This is a genomic window from Agromyces italicus DSM 16388, from assembly GCF_000421545.1.
Taxonomy (GTDB): domain Bacteria; phylum Actinomycetota; class Actinomycetes; order Actinomycetales; family Microbacteriaceae; genus Agromyces; species Agromyces italicus.
Window position 1 is genome coordinate 255,228 of sequence record NZ_ATXF01000007.1, and the last position, 18,749, is coordinate 273,976.

19 protein-coding genes are annotated in these 18,749 nt (G+C 70.8%); 13 read left to right on the top strand and 6 right to left on the bottom strand.

Annotated features, from left to right (window positions below; translation table 11 throughout):
* Position 1: 1 nt before the first annotated feature.
* Positions 2 to 937, bottom strand: a complete 936-nt coding sequence (locus H516_RS0111560) for an NUDIX hydrolase (RefSeq protein WP_022889873.1) — start codon at positions 935 to 937, stop codon at positions 2 to 4.
* Positions 934 to 3,141: an RNA degradosome polyphosphate kinase gene (locus H516_RS19810; protein ID WP_022889874.1), complete on the bottom strand. Its 2,208-nt coding sequence runs from the start codon at positions 3,139 to 3,141 to the stop codon at positions 934 to 936. The genes H516_RS0111560 and H516_RS19810 overlap by 4 nt, the downstream gene beginning before the upstream one ends.
* A 187-nt stretch (positions 3,142 to 3,328) precedes the next feature.
* On the opposite strand from H516_RS19810, the gene H516_RS0111570 reads away from it, so the two are divergent.
* Together H516_RS0111570 and H516_RS0111575 are read left to right on the top strand one after the other, a co-directional pair.
* Entirely contained in the window at positions 3,329 to 3,955 is a 627-nt protein-coding gene (locus H516_RS0111570) for an ABC transporter ATP-binding protein (protein WP_022889875.1), read from the top strand.
* A complete protein-coding gene (locus tag H516_RS0111575) occupies positions 3,952 to 5,454 on the top strand; it encodes a hypothetical protein (protein WP_022889876.1) in 1,503 nt (500 codons plus the stop codon). The genes H516_RS0111570 and H516_RS0111575 overlap by 4 nt, the downstream gene beginning before the upstream one ends.
* Before the next feature lie 108 nt (positions 5,455 to 5,562).
* On the opposite strand, the gene H516_RS0111580 is transcribed toward H516_RS0111575, so the two are convergent.
* Positions 5,563 to 6,258: a response regulator transcription factor gene (locus tag H516_RS0111580; RefSeq protein ID WP_022889877.1), complete on the bottom strand. Its 696-nt coding sequence runs from the start codon at positions 6,256 to 6,258 to the stop codon at positions 5,563 to 5,565.
* A 76-nt stretch (positions 6,259 to 6,334) separates the two neighbouring features.
* On the opposite strand from H516_RS0111580, the gene H516_RS0111585 reads away from it, so the two are divergent.
* The 3 genes from H516_RS0111585 to ygfZ all read left to right on the top strand — a co-directional run bounded on the left by H516_RS0111585 (position 6,335) and on the right by ygfZ (position 8,592).
* Positions 6,335 to 6,649, top strand: coding sequence for a hypothetical protein (locus tag H516_RS0111585; RefSeq protein WP_022889878.1), 315 nt, complete (start codon positions 6,335 to 6,337; stop codon positions 6,647 to 6,649).
* Between the two features lie 177 nt (positions 6,650 to 6,826).
* Positions 6,827 to 7,435: a nitrobindin family protein gene (locus H516_RS0111595; protein ID WP_022889880.1), complete on the top strand. Its 609-nt coding sequence runs from the start codon at positions 6,827 to 6,829 to the stop codon at positions 7,433 to 7,435.
* Complete coding sequence (gene ygfZ, locus H516_RS0111600) at positions 7,435 to 8,592, top strand: CAF17-like 4Fe-4S cluster assembly/insertion protein YgfZ (RefSeq protein ID WP_022889881.1); 1,158 nt, start codon at positions 7,435 to 7,437, stop codon at positions 8,590 to 8,592. The genes H516_RS0111595 and ygfZ overlap by 1 nt, the downstream gene beginning before the upstream one ends.
* A 19-nt stretch (positions 8,593 to 8,611) precedes the next feature.
* On the opposite strand, the gene H516_RS19815 is transcribed toward ygfZ, so the two are convergent.
* A complete protein-coding gene (locus H516_RS19815) occupies positions 8,612 to 9,469 on the bottom strand; it encodes a class I SAM-dependent methyltransferase (protein ID WP_022889882.1) in 858 nt (285 codons plus the stop codon).
* Between the two features lie 102 nt (positions 9,470 to 9,571).
* On the opposite strand from H516_RS19815, the gene H516_RS0111610 reads away from it, so the two are divergent.
* Positions 9,572 to 10,318, top strand: coding sequence for a phosphoglyceromutase (locus tag H516_RS0111610; protein ID WP_022889883.1), 747 nt, complete (start codon positions 9,572 to 9,574; stop codon positions 10,316 to 10,318).
* A 74-nt stretch (positions 10,319 to 10,392) separates the two neighbouring features.
* On the opposite strand, the gene phoU is transcribed toward H516_RS0111610, so the two are convergent.
* A complete protein-coding gene (phoU, locus tag H516_RS0111615) occupies positions 10,393 to 11,052 on the bottom strand; it encodes a phosphate signaling complex protein PhoU (protein ID WP_022889884.1) in 660 nt (219 codons plus the stop codon).
* Between the two features lie 185 nt (positions 11,053 to 11,237).
* Between phoU and H516_RS0111620 the strand changes: the two genes are divergently transcribed.
* From H516_RS0111620 to H516_RS22165, 3 genes are all read left to right on the top strand, one after another.
* A complete protein-coding gene (locus H516_RS0111620; protein WP_022889885.1) occupies positions 11,238 to 12,461 on the top strand; it encodes a sensor histidine kinase in 1,224 nt (407 codons plus the stop codon).
* A complete protein-coding gene (locus H516_RS0111625; RefSeq protein ID WP_022889886.1) occupies positions 12,458 to 13,138 on the top strand; it encodes a response regulator transcription factor in 681 nt (226 codons plus the stop codon). Before H516_RS0111620 ends, H516_RS0111625 begins: the two co-directional genes overlap by 4 nt.
* Positions 13,139 to 13,235: 97 nt before the next feature.
* Positions 13,236 to 13,634 (top strand): DUF2510 domain-containing protein, encoded by a 399-nt coding sequence (locus H516_RS22165; RefSeq protein ID WP_022889887.1) that lies wholly within the window; start codon positions 13,236 to 13,238, stop codon positions 13,632 to 13,634.
* Positions 13,635 to 13,688: 54 nt separating this feature from the next.
* Here H516_RS22165 and H516_RS0111635 read toward each other — a convergent pair whose 3' ends face one another.
* Positions 13,689 to 14,165, bottom strand: a complete 477-nt coding sequence (locus H516_RS0111635) for a hypothetical protein (protein WP_022889888.1) — start codon at positions 14,163 to 14,165, stop codon at positions 13,689 to 13,691.
* Positions 14,166 to 14,320: 155 nt separating this feature from the next.
* Here H516_RS0111635 and H516_RS0111640 point away from each other — a divergent pair, with 155 nt between their 5' ends.
* The 4 genes from H516_RS0111640 (at position 14,321) to rlmB (ending at position 18,681) form a co-directional block, all read left to right on the top strand.
* Entirely contained in the window at positions 14,321 to 14,803 is a 483-nt protein-coding gene (locus H516_RS0111640) for a CarD family transcriptional regulator (protein WP_022889889.1), read from the top strand.
* Between the two features lie 129 nt (positions 14,804 to 14,932).
* Positions 14,933 to 16,162, top strand: coding sequence for a bifunctional 2-C-methyl-D-erythritol 4-phosphate cytidylyltransferase/2-C-methyl-D-erythritol 2,4-cyclodiphosphate synthase (locus tag H516_RS0111645; RefSeq protein WP_022889890.1), 1,230 nt, complete (start codon positions 14,933 to 14,935; stop codon positions 16,160 to 16,162).
* A gap of 66 nt (positions 16,163 to 16,228) precedes the next feature.
* The gene (gene cysS / locus H516_RS0111650) at positions 16,229 to 17,653 is read left to right on the top strand and encodes a cysteine--tRNA ligase (protein ID WP_022889891.1); all 1,425 of its coding nucleotides are present in this window, start codon (positions 16,229 to 16,231) and stop codon (positions 17,651 to 17,653) included.
* Positions 17,650 to 18,681: a 23S rRNA (guanosine(2251)-2'-O)-methyltransferase RlmB gene (gene rlmB / locus H516_RS0111655; protein ID WP_022889892.1), complete on the top strand. Its 1,032-nt coding sequence runs from the start codon at positions 17,650 to 17,652 to the stop codon at positions 18,679 to 18,681. The genes cysS and rlmB overlap by 4 nt, the downstream gene beginning before the upstream one ends.
* Positions 18,682 to 18,749 lie beyond the last annotated feature (68 nt).

Below are 18,749 nucleotides of genomic sequence, written 5' to 3' on the forward strand. Positions count from 1 at the left end.
GTCAGGCGCGCGGCGGGTGCGTCTCGATCGAGATGATGCCCGAACCCTGGTTCGTCGCCGAGAGATGCACGACGCTGAACGCGCCCGGCTCGAGTTCGGCGGCGTCGCCGACGTAGGTGCCGAGCGGGGTGGCCGTCGCGAGCGCCAACTCCGTGAGGAGGTCGGGCAGCAGCGGTCCGTGGCTGCAGATCACGGCCGACCGGCCCGAGCGCACGCGCTTGCCGACGACCCGGCGCACCTCGCCGTCGCCGGCCCGCCACGCATCCTCGCTGATTCCGGCGTCGCGCTTGATCTCGATCCCGGTCGCGGCGGCGAGCGGCGTCACGGTCGTGATGCACCGCACCGCGGGGCTCGACACGATGCGCTTCGGCCCCCAGGCGGTGAGCGTGCCGACGAGCCCCGCCGCCTGGTCGACGCCGCGGGCCGAGAGCGGGCGCGAGGCATCCGGCCCGTCGAACCCGCTGCGGCCGACGGCCTTGCCGTGGCGGAGCACGGTGAGGCTGAACGTGCGGGTGACGCCCTGCTCGACGAGCGCCATGAAGTTGTCGAGGATCTCGACGTCGGGCTGGTAGCTGAGGTACCCGCGGGCGCGCTTGGGCGTCACCCACTCGAGCGCCGCGACCTCGGCGTTCGGCTTGAACGTCGAGCGCTGCACCGCCTTGTCGCTCACCTCGGCCGCCCAGTAGTGCACGATCTTCTCGCGCCCGCTCGGCAGCGGATAGCGTGAGACGCCGAGCGGCACGCCGAGGGCGACCTCGAGCCCCGTCTCCTCGGCGATCTCACGCACCGCGGTCTGCGGCAGCGACTCGCCGGGGTCGACCTTGCCCTTCGGGATCGTGACGTCACCGTAGACCGTGCGGTGGATGACGAGCACGTGCAGTCTGCCGTCGATGTTGCGCCAGCACACGGCGCCGGCGGCGTAGACGGCCGTCGTCACCGGCGTTGCCCCGTTCGCGGACGCTGGGCCGATCTCGTGCGCCGGGCGACCTCGGCCATGAGCTGGTTCTGCAGGTCGGAGAGCGGCTGCCCCGAATCGTCGGTCGAACGGCGGGTCCAGACACCCTCGCCGTCGAGGTGCCACGAGCTCGTCGACTCGTCCATCGCCCGGTCGAAGAGCCCCTGCACCTCGGCGAGGTGCATCGGGTCGGTGAGGCGCACGAGCGCCTCCACGCGGCGGTCGAGGTTGCGGTGCATCATGTCGGCCGAGCCGATGAAGACCTGCGGATCGCCGTCGTTCTCGAAGCAGAAGAGCCGCGAGTGCTCGAGGTAGCGTCCGAGGATCGAGCGCACCCGGATGTTCTCGCTGAGCCCGGGGATGCCGGGCCGCAGGCTGCAGATGCCGCGCACCCACACCTCGACGGGCACCCCCGCGTTCGAGGCGCGGTAGAGCGCGTCGATGATGGCCTCGTCGACCATCGAGTTCACCTTGATGCGGATGCCGCTGGGCCGACCTTCCTCCGCGTTGCGGATCTCGGTCGCGATGAGCTTCAGGAGCCCCTTGCGCAGGTGCAGCGGTGCGACGAGGAGCCGCTTGAACTTCTTCTCGATCGCGTAGCCCGACAGTTCGTTGAAGAGGCGGGTCAGGTCTTTGCCGACCTGGTCGTCGGCGGTGAGGAGGCCCAGGTCTTCGTAGATGCGGCTGGTCTTCGGGTTGTAGTTGCCCGTGCCGATGTGGCTGTAGTGGCGCAGCACGCCCTTCTCCTGGCGGATCACGAGCGCGAGCTTGCAGTGCGTCTTCAGACCGACGAGGCCGTAGACGACGTGCACACCCGCCTTCTCGAGCTTGCGCGCCCACGTGATGTTCGCCTGCTCGTCGAAGCGGGCCTTGATCTCGACGAGGGCGAGCACCTGCTTGCCCGACTCGGCCGCGTCGATGAGCGCCTCGACGATGGGGCTGTCGCCCGAGGTGCGGTACAGGGTCTGCTTGATGGCGAGGACGTCGGGGTCGGCCGCCGCCTGCTCGAGGAACGCCTGCACGCTCGTCGCGAACGACTCGTACGGGTGGTGCAGCAGCACGTCCTGGCGGGAGATCGCCTTGAAGACGTCGGCCCGCAGGTTCGACTCGGTCGGCTGCAGCTGCACGGCCGTCGTCGGCACGTGCGTCGGGTAGTGCAGTTCTGGCCGGTCGAGGCGCGAGAGGTCGAAGAGGCCGCCGAGGTCGAGCGGCGCGGGCAGGCGGTACACCTCCTGGTCCGTGACATCCAGTTCGCGGACGAGGAGGCCGAGCGTCACCTCGTCCATGTCGTCGGTGACCTCGAGGCGGATGGGCGGTCCGAATCGGCGCCGCAGCAGCTCCTTCTCGAGCGCTTTGATGAGGTTCTCGGTCTCGTCCTCCTCGATCTCGACGTCCTCGTTGCGGGTGACGCGGAAGACGTGATGCTCCACGATCTCCATGCCGGGGAAGAGGTCGCCGAGGTGGTTCGCGATGAGCTCCTCGAGGGTGAGGTACCTGGCGCGCTCGATCGATTCGCCGGGGTCGACGCGCACGAAGCGCGGCAGCATCTGCGGCACCTTCACGCGCGCGAACTCCTGCCGGCCGGTGCGGCTGTTGCGCACGCGCACCGAGAGGTTCAACGAGAGGCCGGAGATGTACGGGAACGGATGCGCCGGGTCGACGGCGAGCGGCATGAGCACCGGGAAGATCTGCTTCGAGAAGACGTCGTGCAGATGGGCGCGCTCCTCGTCGCCGAGCTCGGCCCACGAGGCGATGCGGATTCCGGCCGCGGCGAGGGCGGGCTTCACGAGGGACTGGTACGCGGCCGCATGCCGCTCCTGCAGCTCGTGCGCCTGCTTCGAGATGTCGCTCAGCACGTCGGCGGGAGCCCGGCCGATGTTGGTCGGCACCGCGAGCCCCGTGACGATGCGGCGCTTGAGGCCCGCCACCCGCACCATGAAGAACTCGTCGAGGTTCGACGCGAAGATCGCGAGGAAGTTGGCCCGCTCGAGCACCGGCAGGGTCTCGTCCTCGGCGAGTTCGAGTACCCGCTGATTGAACGCGAGCCAGCTGAGCTCGCGGTCGAGGTAGCGCTCGGCCGGCAGCTCGGGGGCGCCTTCGATGTCGAAGGGCTCGAAGTCGTCGTCGAAGTCGCTCGCCGTCCGGTCGGAGGTGCGGTCGTCCTCGAGGATGCTGTCGGGGCTCATCTTGACATCATGGCATGCAGGCCGAAACGGGCCGATGAGGGCACGGTGAACGGGCGGTGACGGGGCTGCGCCCGCGCTCTGCGGAATTCGGCGCTCCGAAGGGCAGGCACGAGGCCTCGGCACGCCACCGATGGGTCGGGCGCGAGTTCGAGCCCGGCGCGATTCCACGACCTGCGAGGATGGTCGGATGATCGAGGTGGACGAGGTGGCTGTGATCGCGGGCGACGTGACGCTGCTGGCCCCGATCTCGACAATGGTGCAGCGCGGCGAGGTACTGATCGTGCGCGGTCGGAACGGGACGGGCAAGTCGACGTTGCTGCGCGTGCTGGCCGGTGCCCGGAAGCCGTCGAGCGGGACGGTGCGGATCGGCGGCGCCGGCGCGGTCGAGCGTGACCGTGGTTTCCGGCGACGGGTCGCCGCGATGATCGGCCTGCCGCCGATGGCCTCTGACCTCACGGTGTTCGATCACGTCCTGTTGGTCGCAACGACGTGGACGGATGACCAGGCCGCGGCCGCGGAGCTCGCGCGTGGCGTGCTTTCGGAATTGGGGCTGGATGCGCTGCACGGACGGTTCCCCCACGAACTGTCCTCCGGGCAGATGCAATTGTTCGGTCTCGCCCTGGTGCTGGCCCGTCCGTTCGAGGTGTTGATCCTCGATGAACCGGAACAGCGGCTGGACCCGGAGCACGTCGAGTCGGTGATCCGTGTGTTGCGTGCGCGGCGCGATGGCGGCGCGACGCTCGTGGTCGCCACGCACAGTCCGCTGCTCGCGGACCGGTTGGCTGATCACACGCTCCGGTTGGATGCTGCGTGAGCACCGCCTCTGGTGCGGCGATCGGGATCTGGCGTGCGCGCAACGTCCGCACGGTCGGTGACCGCTGGTTCCTGGTCTACCTGGTTCACATGGTCGCCTTGGTCACCGTGGCACCCCTCGCTCGCGCGGTGTGGCTGAGCGCGACCAGCGCGGAAGGTCTCGCCCTGTTGGCATCGCCTGCTGCCCCGGAGGTGACGATGCTCGTCGTCGCGGGCCTGTGGGCGGGTGGCCTGGTGCTGGGCCGTGACCGTGGCCCGGCACTGCATCCACCGTTCCTGACCCACGCCCTCGCCGCCAGCGATCTGCCCCGTTCGGACACGTTCCGCGGCCCCTTGCTGCGCGCCGGCGTGCGGGTGACCGCGACGACCACACTCGTCGCCGGCCTGGTCGCCGGCAGCCTGATGAGCCATGGCCTGGCGGACCCGTTCAGTGCCGCGAGCTTCACGGCGGTCGGTGCCCTCGTCGGAGTTCTCGCGACCGTGACGTGGCTGGCCGGGCAGGCGTTCCCACGCGCCGCGGTGCCGGTGGCGGTCGGTGTCCTGGGGCTGGGGGCGACCATCGCCGCCATCCCTGCCGCGCAGCCATTCACCCCCTGGGGCTGGGTCGGCCTCGCGTACCCCGCGAGCAGTGCGTCGCACACCCCGGTCGCGCTGGTCGCGCTGGCCGCTCTGACGGCTTCGCTCGTGGCTGCGGTGCCGATGCTGATGAACCGGCTTGGCCTCACCGCGTTGGCAGCGCAGGCCGCGCGCTGGGACTCGGCGACCGCTCTGGCAATGGGCATGGACTTCGACACGGCAGCCGCTCTTTATCGAGGGCGCGCGCATACCGGTCGCCGCGCCCTCGCGGTCCGCCCGAGGAATCGCCTGGCGTGGACGTTCTTGATCCGTGACGCGATCGGCGCAACCCGCACACCGGGCCGTCTCATCGTCGGCGTCGTCGCCCTCGCCGCAAGCGGGGTGCTGATCACGCTCGCGTTCGCGCCAGCCGCACCCGGCTGGCTGCTCGGAGCCGCCGCAGGGCTGATGGTCTTCGCAGGCATCGGCCCGCTCACCGACGGCATACGGCACGCCGCGAGCGTTGCCGGGGACTTCCCCCTCTATGGGATCAGCGACGAACGACTGCTCGCCAACCACGCACTCTTCCCGCTCGCCGCCGTCGTGCTCGTGTTGCTCGCGGCGGTCATGGTGTGCTCGATCCTGACCGGCACCGCGGCCGCCGCGCCGCTGGTCAGCGCGTTCGTGCTCGGGTTGCTCGCCCTTTTCGCACGTGTCGACAACGCACTCAAAGGTCCGCTCCCGCCCGCGCTGCTCACCCCGATTCCCACGCCGATGGGTGACCTCGGCGCGGCTGCACGGATAGCCTGGGCGCTGGATGGCATACTCCTCGCGGCGTTGGCCGGCGCATCGGCGGCCCTCGCCTTCGAAGCTCCTCTCCTGCTCCTCGGCGTCGCCGTCACGTTCATCGCCGTCGGGATCAACCGATGGCGCCACCGAGGGTGACCTCAGCGCTCGCGACGCACGCCGATCGAGATCGCCGCCACAGAACGCCGAACTCCACACCCACGCTCATCACGTCTCGCGGCCCGAAGCGGGCCGATGAGGGCCCGGTCAGCGGGCGGCGACGGGGGCTGCGCCCGCGCCTTCGTCGTCTTCGTGGACGTTGAAGCGGTAGCCGACGTTGCGCACGGTGCCGATGAGCGACTCGAGGTCGCCGAGCTTCGCACGCAGCCGTCGCACGTGCACGTCGACCGTGCGGGTGCCGCCGAAGTAGTCGTAACCCCACACTTCGCTGAGCAGCTGCTCGCGGGTGAAGACGCGAGACGGATGCGCCGCGAGGAAGCGCAGCAGCTCGAACTCCTTGTAGGTGAGGTCGAGGGGCTTGCCGTGCACCTTGGCCGAGTAGCTCGCCTCGTCGATGACGACCCCGGAGGTCTGGATGCGTTCGCTCGGTTGCGAGCTCTGCGCGCGCCCGATCGCGAGGCGGATGCGGGCGTCGATCTCGGCGGGACCGGCTCCGTCGAGCACGACGTCGTCGACGCCCCAGTCGGGCGTGACGGCCGCGAGGCCGCCCTCCGTGACGACGAGCAGGAGCGGGGCCGAGAGCCCCGTGGTCTTCAGGATCTGGGCGAGCGCCTTGGTGCCCGCGAGGTTGGTGCGCGCGTCGAGCAGCACGAGGTCGGCGTCGGGTGCCCGCACGAGTTGCTCGGGCGACGCCGGGATCACCCTGACCCGATGGGTCAGCAGTGCGAGCGCCGGGAGAACGTCGTCGTTGGCCGTCGGCGTCAAGATCAGCAGCTGCGCCACGCCACACCCTCCAGTAGTAAGGTGCGGTCAATACTACGGGACGGCCGACGCCGACCCGCGACACGAACGGGGAGACATGGTCGAGCAGTCCGAGACGCGCTTCGGGTGGGCGAGCGTCGTGCTCATCTGGGTGGTCGCGATCGCGGGGTGCGCGATCGTCGGCGGCCTCGCCCTCTCCGGGCAGGATGCCTGGTTCGGGGATGACTCGTGGCTCGGTCTCTACGGGGCGCTCGGCGTCGTCCTCGCCGCCGCGGTGATCGGCACGCTCGTGGTGCAGCTGGCCACACGGCGACCCGAGGGCTTCGTCGGGCGGGTCTCCGCGTCGATCGGCGGGGCCGTGGTCGTGGTCGCGCTCGCAGCCGTGCTGCTCGCGCCGCTCGCGACGGCCTGATGCGGGCCCGCGCCACGTGACCACCGGATAGACTCCCAGTATGTCTGAGCTGCTCGCCCTCGAACTCCTCTTCATCGGCCTGCTCGGCCTCGCGAGCCTCGCGATCGCGTGGGTCAGCGGGGTCGTCGTCTACAAGCTCTTCAAGGGTCAGCGCTAGGCGCCGGTGACGTCGTGGCGATGATCGAGCTGCCCGTCGACCTCCCGGCCGAGCTCGTCCCGCTCTCCTGGCTCCTCGGAGTCTGGGAGGGTTCGGGGGTGATCGACTACGCCGTCGGCGACGATTCGGTGACGCGCGAGTTCGGCCAGCGGGTGAGCTTCAGCCATGACGGGCTGCCTCACCTGAACTACACGTCCTACACCTGGCTCTTCCCCGACGAAGAGGGGGGCGAACCCACGCCGCTCGCAACCGAGACGGGCTACTGGCGCCTCGTCCGAGAGCAGGGCGAGGGCGACCCCGGGCCGGCACTGCTGCCCGCGGTCGGCGAACCGCGCTTCCCCGATGCCGAGGCGGTCGAAGCGCTGCGCAACGATGACGGCGGGTTCGACCTCGAGGTGTCGATCGTGCACCCCGGAGGTGTCAGCGAGTTGTATCTCGGCCAGGTGAAGGGGCCCCGCATCGACCTCGCGACCGACGCGGTCATGCGTGCCGCCGGCGCGAAGCCGTACTCGGCCGCCACCCGGCTCTACGGCCTCGTCGAGGGCCACCTGCTCTGGGCATGGGACATCGCCGCGCTCGGCCAAGATCTGCGCACCCACGCCTCGGCGCGTCTCGGCAAGGTCGACTGATGACCGCTTCGCCGTTCCTCACGCTCCCCGGTGCCGTGCCGTCGGAGTCGTCGGCCGCCGTCGCGGGCCACTACGGCAACCCCATGGTCGAGCAGCGTCGCCTCGAGCGGGGCGAGGCGATCGTCGACCTCTCCGACCGCGGCGTCGTCAGCGTGACCGGCCCCGACCGGCTGAGCTGGCTGCACTCGATGGCGAGCCAGTCCTTCGACCGGCTCGCACCGGGCGAGGGCATCGAGGCGCTGCTCCTCGACGCGGCCGGGCACATCGAGCATGCCGTGCACGCCGTCGACGACGGCGAGAGCGTCTGGCTCGTCGTCGAGGGCGACGAGGCCGCGCCGCTCGCGGCCTGGCTCGACCGCATGCGATTCATGCTGCGGGTCGAGGTGGCCGACCGCAGCGCCGAGACGGCGGTGCTCGCCGCGATGTCGCAGTCCGCGCTCGACGACGCCGCCGCCGCGTACGCGCCCGCCGGTGTCGCGCTCGACTGGGTCGACCCGTGGGCCGCACCCCGGCCCGGTGGGCACCAGTACGCCGCCCTGGCCGGCCACCCGGCATCCGACTGGCGCCTCGTCGAACGCATCGTGCCGCGCTCGGCGCTCGCCGAAGCCGCGGCCGCCGTCGCGGCCGGGCGCGTCGCGGCGGCAGGGGCGCTCGCGCTCGATGCGCTGCGCATCGCCGCATGGCGACCGCGGCTCGCGAGCGAGGTCGACGAGAAGACGATCCCGCACGAGCTCGACTGGCTGCGCAGCGCCGTCGACCTCGGCAAGGGCTGCTACAAAGGCCAGGAGACGGTGGCGAAGGTGCTGAACCTCGGCCGTCCGCCGAGGCGGCTCGTGCTGCTGCACCTCGACGGCAGCGACACCGTGCTGCCCGCCCCCGGTGACGAGGTCGTCGGCGAGAAGGTGCGCCCCGAGCCGGTCGAGGGTGAAGCGCCCGAGCGCAAGGTCGTCGGCCGCATCACGTCGAGCGCCATGCATCACGAGCTCGGGCCCATCGCGCTCGCCGTGGTGAAGCGCGCCGTGCCCGCCGAGCTCCCCCTCATCGTGCCGAGCCACGGCATCGACATCGCCGCAGCCCAGGTCGAGATCGTGCCCGCGGGCGCCGGGGCCGCCGTCGAGGTGCCACGCCTGCCACGCCTCGGGGTGCGCAAGCCCTGACCGTTGCCCAGCGTGCGACTCAGTCGAGCGGAGCGACCGCCGACCACGGCACAGTGAGCTCGCCGAGCCGCGCGCGTCGCGGCCCGCCGATGATCGGCCAGCCCTCGTGGCGCAGCGTCGTGACGGCCGCGATCCAACGCTGAGACGGGCCGTAGACGGCCATCGCCGCGTGGGTCCGCCACGCCAGGTCGAGGTCGACGAGCAGGCGGTGGATCCGCTCGCCGGGCACATTGCGGTGGATGAGCGCCTTCGGCAGGCGCTCGGCGACGATCGAGGGCAGTTCGAGACCCGAACGGCGAAGGCTCACGGTGAAGGTCCGCGGTCCGGATGCCGCGAGCCCGACCCAGCTCGACACCCGGCCGAGTTCGTCGGAGGTGCCCTCGACGAGCAGCCCGCCGGGCGCGAGCCGCGATCGCATCAGGCCCCACGCGGCGGCGACCTCGCCCTCGTCGTACTGGCGCAGCACGTTGAAGGCGCGGATGACCGAGGGGCGGCGACCGCCCGGCGCCGGCACCTCGAAGCCGCCGATCGCGAAGTCGACCGCGAGCGAGGCGCTGAAGTGCGCTTCGCCCGTCCGCACCGCCGCGAGCTGCTCGCGCGCGACGCGCACCCGCTCGGGTTCGATCTCGAGGCCGAGCACGTCGACGTCGGGGCGCACGTGAGCGAGGCGCGACGCGAGTTCGAGCGTCGTGACCCCGCTCGCGCCGTAGCCGAGGTCGACCACGAAGGGGTCGGGTGCGTGCAGCAGCGCGGGCTGCGCGGCGATCCACCGGTCGACGCGGCGCAACCGGTTGGTGTTCGTGGTGCCGCGGGTGACGGTGCCGACGCGCTGCCCGGGCCGGAGGCGCCGGGGGTGGGGCGAGGCGTCCGGGGGCATGCTGCAAGTCTGACAGCCCGGCGGTCGCGTTCGCGGCGGCCGGGCGGTCATCGGACTTCACGCGGGCAGGGCCGAGGATGCCTCGCCGCTAGGCTTGGGGGCATGCCTCACACCCTCGTGCTGCTCCGTCACGGCAACAGCGAATGGAACCAGAAGAACCTGTTCACCGGTTGGGTCGACGTCCGGCTCTCCGAGCTCGGCACGGCCGAGGCGGCCCGCGCCGGCGAACTGCTCGCCGAGTCGGGGCTCCTGCCCGACGTGCTGCACACCTCGGTGCTGACCCGCGCGATCCAGACGGCGAACATCGCGCTCGACGTCGCCGACCGCGCGTGGATCGACGTGCGTCGCAGCTGGCGCCTGAACGAGCGCCACTACGGCGCGCTGCAGGGGCTCGACAAGGCCGAGACCCTCGAGAAGTACGGCCCCGAGCAGTTCCAGCTGTGGCGCCGCTCGTTCGACGTGCCGCCGCCCGTGCTGGCCGACGACGCCGAGTGGTCGCAGGTCGGCGACCCGCGCTACGCCGGCCTCGCCGATGATGAGCTGCCCCGCACCGAGTGCCTGAAAGACGTGATCGCGCGCATGCTGCCGTACTGGCAGTCCGACATCGTGCCCGACCTCGCCGCCGGCAAGACCGTGCTCGTCACCGCGCACGGCAACTCGCTGCGGGCGCTCGTGAAGCACCTCGACGGCATCGGCGACGACGACATCGCCGAACTCAACATCCCGACCGGCATCCCGCTCGTCTACGAGCTCGACGACGAGTTCCGCCCGACGAAGCCGGGCGAGTACCTCGACCCCGAGGCGGCGGCGGCCGGTGCTGCGGCGGTGGCGGCGCAGGGCAAGAAGTAACCGAACGCACGAGAAGGGCGGATGCCGGTCGGCATCCGCCCTTCGTCATGTCAGCGCCGGTCGCGGCCGTGCGCTCAGAGCGCGGACTTCTCCGGGTCCCAGTCGCCGGTCGCGAGGTACTGCACCTTCTTCGCGATCGACACCGCGTGGTCGGCGAAACGCTCGTGGTACCGGCTCGCGAGGGTCGCGTCGACCGTGTCGACGGCCTCGCCCTTCCACTTCTCGCCGAGCACCTTGTCGAACACCGAGAGGTGCAGCGCGTCGACCTTGTCGTCTTCGTTCCGGATCTCCTCGGCGAGGTGCACGTCTTCGGTGCGGAGGAGTTCGACGAGCTTGCGGGCGATCTCGACGTCGAGCCGGCCCATCTCGGCGAAGGTCGGGCGCAGCGACTTCGGCACGACCTTGTCGGGGAAGCGGTAGCGGGCGAGCTGCGAGATGTGGGTCGACATGTCGCCCATCCGCTCGAGCGAGGCGCTGATGCGCAGCGCACTGACGACGATGCGGAGGTCGCGCGCGACCGGCTGCTGCTTGGCGAGGATCGTGATCGCGAGCTCGTCGAGTTCGACGGCCGCCTGATCGATCTTGTCGTCGTCGGCGATCACCTCTTCAGCGAGGCTCACATCGGATTCGTTGAACGCCCGAGTCGCCTTGTCGATCGAAACGGCGACGAGGTCGGCGATCTCGACGAGTCGCTCCTGCACCTCGGCCAGCTCCTGCTGGAACACCTCACGCATGCTCGAATTCCTTACCTCGTCATCGCTCGCGCGCACAGCACGAACCCTCCGGGACGACCCGGCTCCGGGACATCCTCCCGGCCGGAGATGAACAACAGGTGCCGGGATGCTGAACACTCCCTAACGTAGCGCCGCACAGTGGGAAGACGGCCCTCCCGCGCGTACCGCCTCGTTAGTCTGGTGCCATGGACTCCACCTGGGCAGTGCTCACCGCGCTGGCCTTCGGCATCTTCCTCGGCGCCGCATTCATGGTCATGCTGCACGTCGCCGAGCGCCGCGGCTCGAGCGCGGCACGAGTCGTCGCGCCGACGATCCCCGACGGCGTCGACCAGGTGCTCGAGGTGCTCGAGTCGGCGGGCGTCGTGCTCGACCCGTCGAACAACGTGCTCCGCGCCTCGCCAGGTGCGCTCGCGATGGGGCTCGTGCGCCAGCAGTCGCTCGTCCACCCCGAACTCCTCGAACTCGTCGCCGCCGTCCGGCGCTCCGGTGACCCCGTCGCCGATGAACTCACGGTGGCTCGATCGCCCCACGGCGACTCGCCGCTGCGCCTGCGGGTGCGCGTGGCCCGTCTCGGCACCCGGTTCGTGCTCCTCCTCGCGGAGGACCGCACCGAGTCGTTCCGTCTCGACGAAGTGCGTCGCGACTTCGTCGCGAACATCAGCCATGAGCTGAAGACGCCGATCGCGAGCGTCAGCCTCCTCGCCGAGGCCCTCGACCAGGCGGCCGACGAACCCGACCAGGTGCGCCGTTTCGCGGGCCGGCTGTCGGTCGAGGCGAGCCGGCTCGCACACATCACGAGCGAGGTGATCGAGCTGTCTCGGCTTCAGGCGCGAGACGCGTTGCGGCCAGATGTGCTCGTCGACGTCGACGAGATCGTCGCCGCGGCGGTCGATCAGAACCGAGTAGTCGCCGGCGGCAAGCGCGTCGACGTGGCCGTCAAGGCCGGCACGCGAGCCCGGGTCTACGGCGATCGTGCCCTCATGATCGTCGCGGTGCACAACCTCGTCGCGAATGCGATCGCGTACTCGAACGAGGGCGGCCGGGTCGGCGTCGGCGTGAAGATCGAGGGTGACGAGGTCGAGATCGCCGTCACCGACCAGGGCATCGGCATCGAGAGCGACGACCTCGAGCGCGTCTTCGAGCGCTTCTACCGGGTCGATCAGGCCCGCTCGCGCAATACCGGCGGCTCGGGGCTCGGGCTCAGCATCGTGAAGCACACGGTGCAGAACCACGGCGGCGACGTTCGGGTGTGGTCGCAGCCTGGTCGCGGTTCGACGTTCATGATCACGCTGCCGCTCGCCGAGACCTCGGTCGGCGCGGGCGCGGAGCCCGACGGGGCCGAAGCGGCCCCGGCCGATGTCAGACCCGCCGTGAAGCGCGCGGCGACTCAGCAAGGAGAACGTACGTGACCCGCATCCTGCTCGTCGAAGACGAGATCGCCCTCTCCGATCCGTTGAGCTTCCTGCTCGAGCGCGAGGGCTACGAGATCGAGGTCGCCGCCGACGGCCCCTCGGCGATCGCCGCCTTCGACCGCGACGGAGCAGACCTGGTGCTGCTCGATCTCATGCTGCCGGGTCTGCCCGGCACCGAGGTCTGCCGCGAGATCCGCACCCGCTCGACGGTGCCGATCATCATGCTCACGGCCAAGGACTCCGAGATCGACATCGTCGTCGGCCTCGAGCTCGGAGCCGACGACTACGTGACGAAGCCGTACAAGACGCGCGAGCTGCTGGCCCGCATCCGGGCGGTGCTGCGCCGCCGCACCGAGATCGAGGACTTCGACGAGGGCGTGCTCGAGGGAGGGCGCGTCAAGATGGACGTCGATCGGCACACGGTCGAGGTCGACGGAGAACCCGTGCCCATGCCGTTGAAGGAATTCGAGCTGCTCGAACTGCTCATGCGCAACCCCGGGCGGGTGCTCACGCGCGGCCAGCTGATCGACCGGGTCTGGGGCTCCGACTACTTCGGTGACACGAAGACGCTCGACGTGCACATCAAGCGGATCCGCTCGAAGATCGAGGTCGCACCCTCCGAGCCGGTGCAGCTCGTCACTGTGCGAGGGCTCGGGTACCGCTTCGAGGGGTGAGTCGCCGCCGGGGCCCCGGAGCGCCGGTTGCGCGGCGTCGCGCGAATCGTGGCATGCCGGCTTGCGTCCCATGAGTCGTCCTTGCGACGATCGAGACATGGACTCGAACGCTGCGGCAGGATGGTACGACGACGGCGCGGGAACGCGCCGCTACTGGGACGGCACGCGATGGACCGAGCCGGCGGTGCAGGAGGGTGGGGCGGCCGAAGCCGCATCCGCCGGGGCCGCGAGACCCCAGAACGTGCTCGGCTATCTCGGGCTGGGTCTCGCCGTGCTCGCGTTGATCGGCGTGAGCCTGCCCACGATGCTGCTCGAAGCCATCGGCGGGGTGCTGCTGCTCGCCGCGTTCGTACTGTCGATCGTCGCCCTGTCCCGCCCGGGGGCGAGATGGCCGGCGATCGTCGGAATCGGGATCTGCTTCGTGGCCGTCGTGGCCGCCGCGGTGTTCTTCGTGGTCGGGTTCATGAACGGCTACGCCGGTGCCGTCTCAGGGTAGGCGGGCGACGCCGGGAGCGTCATCCGCTCGGCATCGCGCGCTGGGAGCCCCGGCTCAGGGAACGAGCGACTCGTACTCGGGCAGACGCCCGTCGAGCACCGGCACCTGCTTCTCGACGCCTTCGGCCGAGCCGTACTGGAAGTAGATCGGCAGGAGCGAACCGGGCTCGACGCCGATGCCCTCGAGGACGATCGGCTCGACCGCGTCGATGCCCTCGGCTGCATCGACGCCGAAGGCGACCGTCTCGCCCGCGTCGACCGGGATGGTGACGGTGTCGCCGCCGTCGACCTGCACGTCGAGGTCGACGTCGTCGGCGCCGGTGTTCACGATCGTGAGCACGAGCGTGCCGTCGACGCCGTCGTCGCTGACGACGAGGATGTTGCGGAGGTCGAGCTCGCCGACGTTCGCGGAGACGCCGTCGCTCGCGTCGTAGTGCTCGGTCGTCGCCTGGTAGGTGAGCATCGAGCACCCGCTTGCGCCGAGCGCGACGCCGAGGGCCAGAGCAGCGGATGCGGCGAGACGCGCCTTCACAGAACCTCCAAGTGCGAAACTGCGCGCACGAACCAGTCGGCGCGTGCGATCGAATCCGAGCATATCGTACCCGGGGCCGCCTGCCAGAAGGGGAGGCGAACCTTAGCATGATCGCGAATGTGATATCCTGAGAGTTGCCGAAAGGACTACCATTCATGCTTTTTGAGGTTGGCGAAACCGTCGTTTACCCCCACCACGGTGCCGCAACGATCACCGAGGTCAAGAAACGCATCATCAAGGGTGAAGAGAAGCTCTACCTCAAGCTGAACGTCACGCAGGGCGACCTCGTCATCGAGGTGCCCGCCGAGAACGTCGATCTCGTCGGCGTCCGCGACGTCATCGGCAAAGAGGGCCTCGACAAGGTCTTCGAGGTGCTGCGCGCGCCCTTCACCGAGGAGCCGACCAACTGGTCGCGCCGGTACAAGGCGAACCTCGAGAAGCTCGCGTCCGGTGATGTCATCAAGGTCTCAGAGGTCGTGCGCGACCTGTGGCGCCGCGATCAGGACCGCGGTCTCTCCGCGGGCGAGAAGCGCATGCTCGCGAAGGCACGTCAGATCCTGATCTCCGAGCTCGCGCTCGCCGAGAAGACCGACGAAGAGGCGGCGTCGACCGTGCTCGACGAGGTGCTCGCTTCGTAGCGGGCGATCGATCCTTCGACGAACGGCGGGTGCGTGCGCACCCGCCGTTCGTCGTCTCCGGCGCGGCACGTCTCCTGGGCGGGCCACCACCGCCGCGCGGCGACGATCGCACGGGGCTACGCTCGAGCTGTGAGTTCTGCGATCGCCGTCATCGTCGTCGCCGCGGGCAGCGGCAGCCGTCTCGGTCACGCTGAGCCGAAGGCCTTCGTGCCGCTCGGCCCCGACACGGTGATCGCCACGGCGGTTTCCGGCGTGCTCGCCATGCGCGAGGCACCGCACCTCGTGCTCGTTGTGCCGGGGGAGCGTGTCGAGACCACGCGCGAGCGATTCTCGGCCGATGCCGCCGCCGCGGGGGCGACGCTCGACGTCGTCGCCGGGGGAGCGAGTCGGCAGGAGTCGGTCGCCGCCGGCCTCGCGGTGCTCCCCGCCGCGGTCGAGACCGTGCTCGTGCACGACGCCGCACGTGCGCTCGCGCCCGCCCTGCTCTTCGACGAGGTCGCCGCGGCCGTCCGCGCGCGCAGACACGGCATCGTGCCCGCCCTCGACATCGTCGACACCGTGAAGCGGGTCGGCGGTGACGGCCAGGTGCAGGAGACCGTCGATCGCTCGACCCTGCGGGCCGTGCAGACGCCGCAGGGTTTCCCCCGGTCGTCGCTCGACCACGCCTACGCCACGGCGCGCGGCGACGTCACCGACGATGCCGCGCTCGCCGCCGCCGCCGGTCTCGTCGTCGAGATCGTTCCCGGCGATGTCCGCGCGTTCAAGATCACCGTGCCCGCCGACCTCCGCCGGGCCGAGCAGCTGCTCGCAGGCCGGCACGACGCCGAGCAGCACACTGCAGGCCGGTCGCCGGCCGCCGGTGCGCACGACGACGCCCCGCGCCCCGCGGCGCCGCGAATCGGCACCGGTACCGATGTGCACGCATTCGCCGCCGACGACTCCCCGCTCTGGCTCGCCGGCCTGCACTGGCCGGGCGAGCGAGGCCTCTCGGGGCATTCCGACGGCGACGCCGCCGCGCACGCCGTGTGCGACGCGCTCCTGGCGGCGGCCGGACTCGGCGACGTCGGCCAGATCTTCGGCACTGCCGACGCGCGGTTCGCCGGCGCCCATGGCGAGGTGTTCCTCGCCGAGACGAGGCGTCTCGTCGAGGCATCCGGCTACCTCATCGGCAACGTCACCGTGCAGATCGTGGGCAACCGGCCGAAGCTCGCGCCCCGTCGTGGCGAGGCCGAGGCGTTGCTGTCGCGAGTGCTCGGCGCCCCGGTCAGCGTCGCCGCGACGACGAGCGACGCGCTCGGGTTCACTGGTCGCGGCGAGGGGGTCGCGGCCATCGCGACCGCGCTCATCGTGCCCGCCTGAGGTTCGGCGCGGTCGACGGGGCCGCACGACGCGGGCGCCGCGGAGTCGCGCCGGTAGGCTTGGCGGGTGACCGTGCGACTCTACGACTCGAAGGCCCAGGCGCTGCGCGACTTCGTGCCCCTCCGGGAGGGGCGCGTCGGCATGTACGTCTGCGGGCCGACGGTGCAGTCGAGCCCGCACATCGGCCACCTCCGCAGCGCCCTCGTCTACGACATCATGCGGCGCTGGTTCGCCTACCGCGGCAACGAGGTCGTCTTCGTGCGCAATGTCACCGACATCGACGACAAGATCCTCCAGGCCGCCGCCGACGAGGGCGCGAGCGACACGTGGTGGGCGCTCGCCTACCGGGTCGAGCTCGAGTTCACCTCCGCCTACAACTCCCTCGGCATCCTCGCGCCGAGCTATGAACCCCGCGCGACGGCGAGCGTGCAGCAGATGCAAGAGCTGATCACGCGCCTCATCGAGCGCGGCCACGCGTACCCGGCGCTCGACGGATCGGGCGACGTCTACTTCGACACCGCGAGCTGGCCCGCCTACGGCGAGCTCACCCGGCAGTCGCGCGACAAGATGGAGGCGGCGGCCGACGCCGACCCCCGCGGCAAACGCGACCCCCGCGACTTCGCCCTCTGGAAGGGCCGCAAGCCGAACGAGCCCACCTCGGCGAGCTGGCGCTCGCCCTGGGGCGACGGCCGCCCGGGATGGCACATCGAGTGCTCGGCGATGGCCGGGCGCTACCTCGGCCCCGAGTTCGACCTGCACGGCGGCGGACTCGACCTCCGCTTCCCGCACCACGAGAACGAGCTGGCGCAGACGAGTGCGGCCGGCGACGGCTTCGCCCGCTACTGGGTGCACAACGGACTCGTCAACATCGGCGGCCAGAAGATGTCGAAGTCGCTCGGCAACTCGGTCTACGCCGCCGAGCTCTTCGCCCTGGCGAGCCCCCTGGCCGTGCGATACCTGCTCGGCCAGGCGCACTATCGATCGACCCTCGACTACGCGCCCGGCTCCCTCCTCGAAGCCGAGGCCGCCGTCGACCGCATCCGGGTGTTCCTCGAGCGCGTCGAGCGGCGGCTCGCGGGCACCCGCTTCATCGGCGTCGGCGCCCCCGTCGTGCCCGAGGCGTTCGAATCGGCGATGGACGACGACCTCGGCGTGCCGCAGGCGCTCGCGGTGCTGCACGACACGGTGCGGTCCGGCAACCAGGCACTCGACACCGAAGAACTGAACGCCGCCGCGATCGCCCACGGGCAGGTCGGTGCCATGGTGCAGGTGCTCGGCATCGACCCCCGCGACCCCCACTGGTCGGCGGCCGAGCAGGGGCCCGCCGCGGCGGCGCTCGACACGCTCGTCCGTCGCCTCATCGACGACCGGCGGGCCGCGCGCGAGTCGAAGGACTACACCGCAGCCGACCGGATCCGCGCCGAACTCACGGCCGCGGGCATCACCATCGAAGACAGTCAGACCGGCACGCATTGGAGTTTGGGATCATGAAGGGCAGCAGCGGCAAGTCGCGCGCCGGAGCCGTGCGGAAGGCGAAGAACAAGCAGGTCGGCTCGGGCGGCCAGGGCCGCCAGGCCCTCGAGGGCAAGGGGCCGACGCCGAAGGCCGAGGATCGCGCCTGGCACCCCGCCGGCAAGCGGAAGGCGGCGCAGGAACGCTACGCCGCCTCGGGCGGCAAGGGCAAGCCGGGCGGCAAGGTGGCGGGCCAGTCCCGCGGCTCGAGTGCGCCCCGAGGTGCCTCCGGTGCCGCGCGACGCTCGAAGTCGGGCGACGAGTCCGAGATCGTGACGGGCCGGAACTCGGTGCTCGAGGCGCTGCGCACCCGCATCCCCGCGACGACCCTCTACCTCGCCGCGCGCATCGAGATGGACGACCGGGTGAAGGAGGCGGTGAAGATCGCCACCAACCGGGGCATTCCGATCCTCGAGGTCATGAAGCCCGAGCTCGACCGCCTCGCCGGCGAGGGCGGCGTGCACCAGGGCCTGGCGCTCAAGGTGCCGCCGTACGAGTACGCCCACCCGATCGAGCTCCTCGACGAGATCATCGCGAGCGACGAGACGCCGCTGCTCGTCGCCCTCGACGGCATCACCGACCCGCGCAACCTCGGCGCGATCCTGCGCTCGACGGGCGCGTTCGGCGGTCAGGGCGTCATCGTGCCCCAGCGCCGCTCGGTCGGGGTCAACTCGGCCGCCTGGAAGACCTCGGCCGGCGCCGCGGCACGCGTGCCCGTCGCGATGGCCGCGAACCTCACGCAGACGCTGAAGACACTCAAAGAACGCGGCGTGTTCGTGCTCGGCCTCGACGGCGACGGCGACGTGTCGTTGCCCGGCCTCAGCTGGGCGGACCGCCCGATCGTGATCGTCGTCGGCAGTGAGGGTAAGGGCCTCTCGCGCCTCGTCGCGGAGACCTGCGACGCGATCGTGTCGATCCCGATCAGCGCGACGACCGAGTCGCTGAACGCGGGCATCGCCGCTTCGGTCACGCTCTACGAGATCTCGAAGCTGCGGGCCGAGGGCTGACCCCGACATCCGCGAAATCACGTTTCTCAGGAGCGTGATCTCGAAACCGTGCCGTGCTCAGGAGAAAT